The organism is Lutimonas saemankumensis (genome assembly GCF_020171465.1).
GTDB classification, from domain to species: Bacteria; Bacteroidota; Bacteroidia; order Flavobacteriales; family Flavobacteriaceae; genus Lutimonas; species Lutimonas saemankumensis.
Window position 1 is genome coordinate 948,774 of record NZ_JAIUZR010000004.1, and the last position, 10,173, is coordinate 958,946.

6 protein-coding genes are annotated in these 10,173 nt (G+C 39.6%); 2 read left to right on the forward strand and 4 right to left on the reverse strand.

The features are described from left to right. Positions 1-9: 9 nt before the first annotated feature. A complete protein-coding gene (locus tag LCM02_RS12040) occupies positions 10-870 on the forward strand; it encodes a cupin-like domain-containing protein (RefSeq protein WP_224930173.1) in 861 nt (286 codons plus the stop codon). Positions 871-874: 4 nt separating this feature from the next. Here LCM02_RS12040 and sufD read toward each other — a convergent pair whose 3' ends face one another. The 4 genes from sufD to LCM02_RS12060 are packed head-to-tail and all read right to left on the reverse strand — an operon-like array spanning position 875 to position 4,786. Next, on the reverse strand, positions 875-2,197 hold the full coding sequence (gene sufD, locus LCM02_RS12045) for a Fe-S cluster assembly protein SufD (RefSeq protein ID WP_224930175.1): 1,323 nt from the start codon (positions 2,195-2,197) through the stop codon (positions 875-877). Positions 2,198-2,207: 10 nt separating this feature from the next. Then, positions 2,208-2,945, reverse strand: coding sequence for a Fe-S cluster assembly ATPase SufC (sufC, locus tag LCM02_RS12050; RefSeq protein WP_224930178.1), 738 nt, complete (start codon positions 2,943-2,945; stop codon positions 2,208-2,210). Between the two features lie 37 nt (positions 2,946-2,982). Continuing rightward, positions 2,983-4,431 carry a Fe-S cluster assembly protein SufB gene (gene sufB, locus LCM02_RS12055; RefSeq protein WP_224930182.1) on the reverse strand — a complete coding sequence of 483 codons (1,449 nt, stop codon included), beginning with the start codon at positions 4,429-4,431 and terminating at the stop codon, positions 2,983-2,985. Positions 4,432-4,456: 25 nt separating this feature from the next. After that, positions 4,457-4,786 (reverse strand): HesB/IscA family protein, encoded by a 330-nt coding sequence (locus tag LCM02_RS12060; protein ID WP_224930186.1) that lies wholly within the window; start codon positions 4,784-4,786, stop codon positions 4,457-4,459. Between the two features lie 276 nt (positions 4,787-5,062). On the opposite strand from LCM02_RS12060, the gene LCM02_RS12065 reads away from it, so the two are divergent. After that, positions 5,063-10,173, forward strand: a 5,111-nt coding sequence (locus LCM02_RS12065; protein ID WP_394369941.1) for a beta strand repeat-containing protein, incomplete at its 3' end; no start/stop codon positions are given.

The following is a 10,173-nucleotide window of genomic DNA, read 5'->3' on the forward strand; positions in this document are numbered from 1 at the left end:
TTATAGATCATGGAATTGAATCTTCTCCCGATAGAACGTGTTAAAACCATTTCAAAAAAGGAATTTGTACAGAACTTCAGGAAGCCTCAGATTCCTGTTGTTATTGAAAATCTGATTGATGACTGGCCAGCCAAAAAGAAATGGGATTTTGATTATATCAAGGAAATGGTAGGGCAAAAAACGGTCCCCTTGTATGACGACAGACCCGTGGATTATAATGATGGCTTTAATGAACCTCATGCCAAGATGAAGATGGAGGATTATATTGATCTTCTGCAAAAAGAACCAACCCGTTACCGCATTTTTCTGTACAATGTTCTCAAAGAAGTGCCCGAATTACAGAATGATTTTAATTTTCCCAACATCGGATTGGGCCTTCTGAAGTCATTGCCGATGCTTTTTTTTGGAGGAGAAGACTCATATACATTTATGCATTACGATATTGATCTGGCCAATATTTTGCACTTTCATTTTCAAGGAAGGAAAGAATGTATTTTGTTTCCATATGCAGAAAAGAAACATTTATATAAGGTTCCTCATTCGTTGATCACACACGAGTCGATAGATTTTTCAAAACCTGACTTTGAAAAATGGCCGGCCTTAAAAAATGCCAAAGGTTTCAAAACAGAACTGGAACATGGTCAGACATTGTACATGCCAGAAGGATACTGGCATTACATGCGCTATATCACCCCGGGGTTTTCAATGAGCATGAGAGGATTGGCAAGAAATCCTTCGCACTTGTCAAAGGCTTTTTACAATGTATTCATCATGAGGAATCTTGACAATATCATGCGCCGCCTTCAAGGACAGAAATGGATTGACAGTAAGAATGAGAGGGCCATAAAAGACACGAATGCGAGACTGTAATCCTCTACATATCCATTCCTAAATTAACATCAAGTTTTTTGGCAATTAACTTGTTGATCCTGGTTTTAAGGCCTGCAATTTTAATTTTTTCAACAACATCGTTACAGAAAGCAAACAACATCAAGGCTTTCGCTTCTTTCTTAGGTATACCTCTTGATTGAAGGTAAAAGAGTGCCCTTTCATCAAGTTGACCAATGGTACAACCATGAGAACATTTCACATCATCAGCAAAAATTTCCAGTTGTGGTTTTGCATTAATACTGGCTTTATCCCCGATCAATATATTGTCATTCTGCTGATAGGCGTTAGTTTTCTGGGCCAGTTTGTCAACAATAACCTTCCCATTGAATACGCCTGTAGCCTGATCGTCATAAATTCCTTTGTATAATTCATGGCTCTCACAATTTTCTTTTTTGTGATGGATCAAGGTATGGTTGTCAACATGTTGCTTGTTGCCCAAAACCGAAATACCATTCAGATTGGAGGTGATATGCTCTCCTTCCTGATGAAATTCAAGATTGTTTCTGGTAAGTTTTCCTCCAAAAGAGTAGGTGTTGACTGAAACTATGCTACTGTCTTTTTGCTGAACGTAAGTATTGTCAATAAGAGAGGCAGCACTGTTGTCATTCTGGATCTTGTAAATATCAGCAATCGCTCTTTTGTGGGCAAAGACCTCGGTTACAGCATTAGTCAAAACGCTGTTGTTACTGAGACTTTGATGTCTTTCATAGATCTGTACATGAGAATTTTCCCCGACAACCACTAAATTTCGGGGTTGCAACATGATCTCTTTTTCATTTCCAGTTGAAAAATGAAGGATTTGAATCGGTTTTGGAAGTACAGTATTCTTTGGGATATTGATGAATGCACCTTCCTTTGAAAATGCAGTGTTTAGGGATGTAAGACTATCACTCTTAGCAGCTACCGTTCCAAAGTAGTGATCCACAACCATTTTATATTTTGGTTGTTTAAGGGCAGATGACAATATACAGATATCAGCTATTTCATGTGAGGTATCCGATAAAAATGAACTGTAAACCCCGTCAATAAAAACAATTTTGTAAGATTCAATCTCATGTAAAAAATATTTTTTCACATCTTTGAGTTCCAAAGCACTTTCAGCTTTAGGAAAAACAGAGTAATCATTTTTAAGCAAAGATTTCAAGGAAGTATATTTCCATTCTTCATTTTTTCTGTCCGGGAATCCTTCCTTTTCGAACCTTTCAATCGCGGCCGAACGAATTTCATGAACTTTAGAGTCGAGGTCTATATTTCCACGATTCTCAAAAGCCATAAATGAGGCTACTAATTTTTCTTTTAAATCCATATTAATCCGACTATTTCAACCAATCATACCCTTTATCCTCCAGCTCATGGGCCAACTCCTTACCACCAGACTTAACGATCTTTCCGTCGTGAAGTACGTGGACAAAGTCAGGAACTATATAATCAAGCAACCTCTGGTAATGCGTAATTACAATAACGGCATTATTTTCATTCTTTAACTTGTTAACCCCATTGGCCACAACTTTTAATGCATCAATGTCAAGACCTGAATCCGTTTCATCAAGGATCGCAAGATTTGGTTCAAGCATGGCCATTTGAAAGATTTCATTTCGTTTTTTTTCTCCACCCGAAAACCCTTCGTTTAAAGATCTTGAAAGAAATTTTCTGTCCATCTCCAGCAATTCAGACTTTTCTCTGATCAATTTGAGCATATCTCTTGCAGGGAGATCTTCCTGGCCATTGGCCTTTCGCTTTGCATTGATTGCTGTTTTAATAAAGTTCGTGGTTGTTACCCCGGGGATTTCCACGGGATATTGAAATGACATAAAGATTCCCTTATGAGCTCTTTCATCAGGCGCCAGTTCAAGAATACTTTCATCCTGAAATTCGATATCTCCGTCCATCACCTCGTAGGTTTCATTTCCCGCAATTACTGAGGAAAGAGTACTTTTTCCCGAACCGTTTGGCCCCATTATCGCATGAACTTCGCCTGGTTTAACATCGAGATCAATACCTCGCAAAATTTCTTTATCCTCTATTCCAGCGTGTAGGTTTTTTATCTTTAACATTGTAAAATGATCTAATTGACTTTAAAATTTTTATATATTATCCAACGGATCCCTCAAGAGAAATCTCCAACAATTTTTGAGCCTCCACAGCAAATTCCATGGGGAGCTTATTCAGTACTTCTTTACTAAAACCGTTAACAATCAGCGCTATAGCTTTTTCTGTATCGATACCCCTTTGGTTGCAATAGAAAAGCTGGTCCTCACCGATTTTACTGGTAGTGGCTTCGTGTTCTATCTGAGCGGATTTATTTTTGGCTTCTATATATGGAAAGGTATGTGCCCCACATTCATTACCCATCAAAAGCGAGTCACATTGTGAGAAGTTCCGGGCATTTTCTGCTCTTGAGCCTACCTGAACCAAACCTCTGTAGGAGTTTTGAGACTGTCCGGCTGAAATACCCTTGGAAATAATCGTACTTTTTGTATTCTTTCCAAGGTGAACCATTTTAGTTCCCGTATCAGCCTGCTGAAAATTATTGGTAACGGCAATGGAATAAAACTCTCCAACCGAATTGTCACCTTTAAGCACACAACTTGGATATTTCCAGGTGACAGCACTACCTGTTTCTACCTGGGTCCAGCTAATTTTTGAATTGGTATGGCAAATACCTCTTTTTGTAACAAAATTGAAAACCCCGCCTTTTCCTTCATGATCCCCCGGGAACCAGTTTTGAACCGTTGAATACTTGATTTCTGCATCATCCAGGGCAATAAGCTCCACTACGGCTGCGTGCAATTGGTTTTCATCCCGGGCAGGTGCCGTACAACCCTCGAGATAACTCACATAACTTCCTTTATCCGCAATGACAAGGGTTCGTTCAAATTGTCCTGTTCCACCTTCATTGATTCGGAAATAAGTAGAGAGTTCCATGGGGCACTGAACCCCTTTTGGAATGTAACAGAAGGAACCATCCGTAAATACCGCTGAATTCAAAGCAGCGTAAAAATTATCCGTTTTAGGTACTACGCTGCCTATATATTTTTTGACCAGTTCCGGATGCTCCTGTATCGCTTCAGAAATTGGGCAAAATATTATCCCTTTTTCCGCGAGAGTTTCTTTGAAAGTAGTAGCCACAGAAACTGAGTCTACAACAATATCCATGGCAACACCGGTTAACCTCTTTTGTTCATCAATAGAAATTCCAAGCTTATTGAAGGTCTTTAACAGTTCGGGATCTACCTGGTCCAAACTTTCCAGTTCTTTCTTTGGTTTAGGTGCCGAATAGTAACTAATATCTTGAAAACTAGGCTTTTCATATTTTACATTAGCCCATTCAGGCTCGACCATTTTTTTCCATATACCAAAAGCCTCTAACCTCCATTCCGTCATCCATTCAGGCTCGTTCTTTTTCTTGGAAATTGCCCGGATTATATCTTCGTTAAGACCTTTAGGAAAGGTTTCAGATTCAATTTCGGTATAGAAACCATACTCGTATTCTTTCGTTTCGAGTTCCTTTTTCAGATCATCCTCGGTGTACTTGCTCATAACATTAAATTAGATCGATTAAAACTTATAGTGAGAAGCTTTCACCACAGCCACAAGTCCTGTTGGCATTCGGGTTTTTAAACACAAAACCGGTCCCGTTCAAGCCACCGGAATAATCAAGTTCAGTTCCAACCAGATATAAGAAACTCTTCTTGTCAACTACAATCTTGATATCGTTGTTTTCAAACACCTTATCATTTTCCTTTTCCTCATTGTCAAAACTCAGATCATAGGACAACCCTGAACATCCTCCGCTTTTAACTCCAACCCGGATAAAATCTTTGGAAGCATCAAATCCGTCCTCTTTCATTAGCTCAATGGCTTTCAGTTTAGCTTTTTCAGATACTTGTATCATAACAAATTAGATTCATTCTAAATAAGTGCAAAGATAAGGCAAAAACTGAACTTATTAAACATCCCCAAAAAAAAGTGCCCCCAGAACACAATAAAAAAAATTTTTTTGCAGACTAAAAATGGCGCAATAAAGCCTATTTGATGGCGTTTCGGATATTAACAATTTTCTCGAGTTATTAACATCTTCTTAACAAGGATGGACTCCTCTTCTAGAACTAATGAAAATATCTTCGAGATAATTTGTTGACATACAAATAGTTAACAAAATATTTAAGATATGGACACCGAGAATTCGCGAACCGGTAGACAATCAAAAAATAACAATTTAAACCTGTTATCAGCAGTAGATTCTGTGATGACGGGCTTTGCCTATGCAACTAACAAAAACAAAATTAGTGCCAAAAGCACAAATTCTTTAACAATGGAAAAAGTAAAAAGTTTTGATTTTATCAGTAGGAAAACACAGAAAAAATCCTACTATTCTTCGAGAAGTACCAAGATATTATTGCTACTCGGATTATTATTTTTTTCGATAAGCATATTCGGTCAATATGCAGACAATGATGATTTTGACGGAGATGGGATTCTAAACGTCAATGACCTTGATGATGATAATGACGGGATTTTAGACTTGATAGAATGTCCTAGTTTACTTCCATTGAGCGATACCGGAGGCTACAGCTATATGCAGGATATCGATGGAAACACTTCAAGGCATTGGGCCAATCCTCCAACTCCGGCAAATCTTGGTAACAACAACCCGTTGTATATTTTTGACGGAGACTCAAATACAGAATTAAGGCTTCATGATGATGATGTATTTGAATTGGCACTGGGCCAGGAAATTCCGGCAGGCACAACATTATATTTACAGGAATCCGCAGGAGGGTCTGAGAACGAACGAATGGATGTTTTTGTATCCTATGACTCAACGGATCCAAATGGCGATACTAATGCCATTTCAGGAAACGGCTCAGGATGGACAACTATTCAGGCAAATGTAGCCAATAACAGTGCGAGTCAGGTACTTAATAATGCAAGAACTGATCAGGACAATTCATTTGTTGTTCCCTTTCCAATTCGATACATACAATTTAGAGCAAGAGCTTCACATGCCGGATGGCATGAGTTGATCATTGATCCTGCTTTAGTTGGTAATGGAAACTGTGATGCGGATTCAGACGGGATACTCGATTCATTTGAAATTGACAGTGATAATGATGGATGTTTTGATGTGGCTGAGGCAGGATTTACCGATTCGGATTTTGATGGAGAATTGGATGGAACAGGAATAGCAGCAGACGGAACCGTAACAGGAAATTCAGATGGATATACGGGGACGAACTCCATGGTGACTGATGAGAATTCTCAACCAGCAGATTGTTTATGTAACAATCCATTAATAACAGCAGATAATGATGGTGATGGAATAAAAGATGTTTGTGACCTTGATGATGATAATGATGGGATTTTAGACTTGATAGAATGTCCAAATTTACTTCCATTATCGGATACCGGAGGCTACAGCTATATGCAGGATATCGATGGAAACACTTCTAGGCATTGGGCCAATCCTCCAACACCTGCAAATCTTGGAAACAACAACCCGTTGTATATTTTTGACGGAGACTCAAATACAGAATTAAGGCTTCATGATGATGATGTATTTGAATTGGCACTGGGCCAGGAAATTCCGGCAGGCACAACATTATATTTACAAGAATCCGCAGGAGGGTCTGAGGACGAACGAATGGATGTTTTTGTATCCTATGACTCAACGGATCCAAATGGCGATACTAATGCCATTTCAGGAAATGGTTCGGGATGGACAACTATTCAGGCAAATGTAGCAAATAACAGTGCGAGTCAGGTACTTAATAATGCGAGAACTGACCAGGACAATTCATTTGTTGTTCCCTTTCCAATTCGATACATACAATTTAGAGCAAGAGCTTCACATGCCGGATGGCATGAGTTGATCATTGATCCTGCTTTAGTTGGGAATGGGAACTGTGATGCAGATTCAGACGGAATACCGGACACATTTGAAATTGACAGTGATGATGATGGATGTTTCGATGTGGCTGAGGCAGGATTTACCGATTCGGATTTTGATGGAGAATTAGATGGAACCGGAATAGCAGCAGACGGAACTGTAACAGGAAATTCAGATGGATATACGGGGACGAACTCCATGGTAACTGATGAGAATTCTCAACCGGCAGATTGTTCATGTAATAACCCTACGCTAACAGATACCGATGGAGACGGAGTAAATGATGTTTGCGACCTTGACGATGATAATGATGGGATTCTGGATTCAGTTGAAGGAGAAGAGGTCCTTTGCCCTTCGGTTGAAGAAATTACAAACCTGACCACGGGATTGCTTTATGGCAATGACCGTTCATGTTTCTCAGCTGGTGAAGAAATCAATCACCTGATCGATGGTAGTTGTACCAGCTCTTTTTATTTTGGCACCGGATCAAATTCTGGACCCATTGCAGGTTTAGAAATATTGAATTTTGAATTTACAGAAGCTCTCGTGATCACTGAGTTAAAGGTGAATACTGATAGGTCGAGCTCGTTTTTGAGAAATAACTCCACTTACAGGGTGGAAGGTTCGAATGATAATGTAAGTTTTACTGATCTGACCGGGACTTTAACATCGGACGGACAGGCAACAGGTAACGAGGAGGTATTTGATCTAAGCACCAACGCTTCTTCGTATAAATATTACAGGATATTAGGAATTAGTGGTAATTATTCTTGGGATCCATATATTCAGAGTGTTGAGTTTACGGCTGCACCATGTACACCATCAGTAGCAACGGATAGCGACAATGACGGTATACCTGATTCTCTGGAGATTGATTCAGATAATGATGGATGTAATGACGTTATAGAAGCAGGTTTTACAGGAAATGGTAGCGGTCAGTTAAGTGGAACCGGTGTTGATACCGATGGAACCGTAACAGGAAATCTGGACGGATATACAACTCCAGATTCCATAGTTACTGATCCTCAATTCATGACAGCGGCCTGTGATACAGATGGTGACGGGGTTTCGCCAGCGTTTGATTTGGATGATGACAATGATGGAATTTTAGATAAGCAAGAAAATAATTTACTTCTTTATGGTGGATTCGAACATGTTTCGGTTCCTAACGATGGAAATAATCAGTCGGGTCAAGGAGTTAATGCAACAACTATTTTACCGTGGGTATTAACTCCTGGTGCCTTAGGCTCAGGTGGTACCCCAAATATAGTTCAGGTAGATGGCGACGGAGTAGCCCCAGATTATAATTACGGAAATGGCGGACCTCCATCCGATGCAGATCCTAATACTGGTGATGGAATTAATCAGCACTATTTCGATATCAATGGGAATGCAGATTTTTATCAAACCTTTGTAATTACCAATACAACGGATATAACTTATTCAGGGTATTTTTCTCCAAGAGATAATAACAATTCAGCAACTGGTCAAATTTCTATTTATTCAGGTACTGGGAATTCAGGAACTTTGGTGTCAACTACAGGGACAGTTGCGTTTCCTCTTCAAGGGGGTTCATCTAGTACAACTCCATGGGAGCAAATTAGTGGTAATGTTGTTTTAACTCCGGGCACATATTCATTTGTAGTAACGATGTCAAATTTTTCAAATTTTGATGAAGGATATGTTCAAGTGACTAACTCGGATATTGATACTGATGGAGATGGCATTGCAAATCAATATGATCTTGATAGTGATAATGATGGAATTTATGACGCTGAGGAGGCCGGACATGGTCAGGCATATACCAACGGAATTGTGAACGGAATCGTTGGAACGGATGGTGTACCAGATGCTGTTCAAGACATAGCTGATGATGGAACCGTGAATTACGCAGTGGCTGAAAGCTCTGATGATGCAGATTTTATTCTAAACTTTTTAGACCTTGACAGTGATGGCGATACATGTAATGATGTTGCAGAAGCCGGATTTACAGATAATGATAATGATGGATTACTTGGATCGAGTCCGGTTGGGGTTGATTCTAATGGTTTAGTAATTTCCGGCTCAGATGGTTATACCAATCCTAACGGAGTATATTTAATTCCTGGAACAGCACCAAGTATAAGCACACAACCTACTGATCAGTCAATTTGTGCCTCAGGAAATGGTAGTTTTACTGTCACGGCCTCAGGTAATGATTTGGTTTACCAATGGGAATTAAGCACAGATAACGGAGGTTCGTTTTCACCCCTAAGTAATGGTGGAGTTTATTCTAATGTAGATGCAGCATCACTTAATATTACTGGGGCAACAACAAGTATGGATGCTTATCAATATAGAGTTATTGTGAGCAGCAGTACTTTTGCATGTGGTGATATAACTTCGGATGCGGCAACTTTGACCGTTCCGGATGTTGAATTTGGAGGTGGAAATGGGACTGATCCAACTACCTGTGGAGGTACTGATGGATTCATTAATTTCAACCAGCTTGAAAGTAATACAACTTATTCGGTAAGTTATTCAGATAATGGAACACCAATTGGACCAGTTAATATTACTACAAATCCTGGAGGAGTTCTTTTCATTAATGGTTTAGATGCAGGTGTTTATACCGATATTACTTTAAGTCTGCTCGGTTGTGATAGTGCACCTGTTGATGTGACTTTAAGTGATCCTACGTCTCCTGTGGCAGAGGCAGGACCGGATGCATCAATTGATTGTATTAATCCAACCGTGAGTTTCAACGGAGCAGGACTGACAACGAGTTTTTCCGAAACATTATTTAATAATAACGATAATTATAATGGAACTGCTGATGATGACTATTTAAACATTACCGGAGTAAATGGTAGTGGTCAAAATATAAATTTAAATGATGGGGATGATGTAGTCTGGTTTTCATCAGATTGGGCCAGTAGTGGAAACACTTCAATTAATGGAGGGTCTGGTGATGATACAATTGTTTTACCCTTATCAGCAGGAAGTTATACTGTTAATGTGAATCAAATAACTCGTAACGGAAGGACGATCACTTATAATGGTATTGAAAACATCATATATGATGGTGATATTTCATCTCTTTCCTCTGGAACCATAACTTATGCCTGGACAACTGCAGATGGGGTCATAGATAGTGGCGCGGCTACAGCCTCACCGGTCGTTAGTGCTGCGGGTACTTACACTTTAACTGTTACAGACTCATCTACTGGATGTACTGATTCGGATACAGTAATCGTAACAATATTGCCTGATACAACTGCACCTGTTACACCTACATTATCACCGGTAACGGTTGATTGTGATGGCGTGTTGACCGCACCGACCACGACGGATGCATGTGCCGGTACGATCACAGGAACCACGACAGATGTACTGAACTTTGTAGAAGGCGG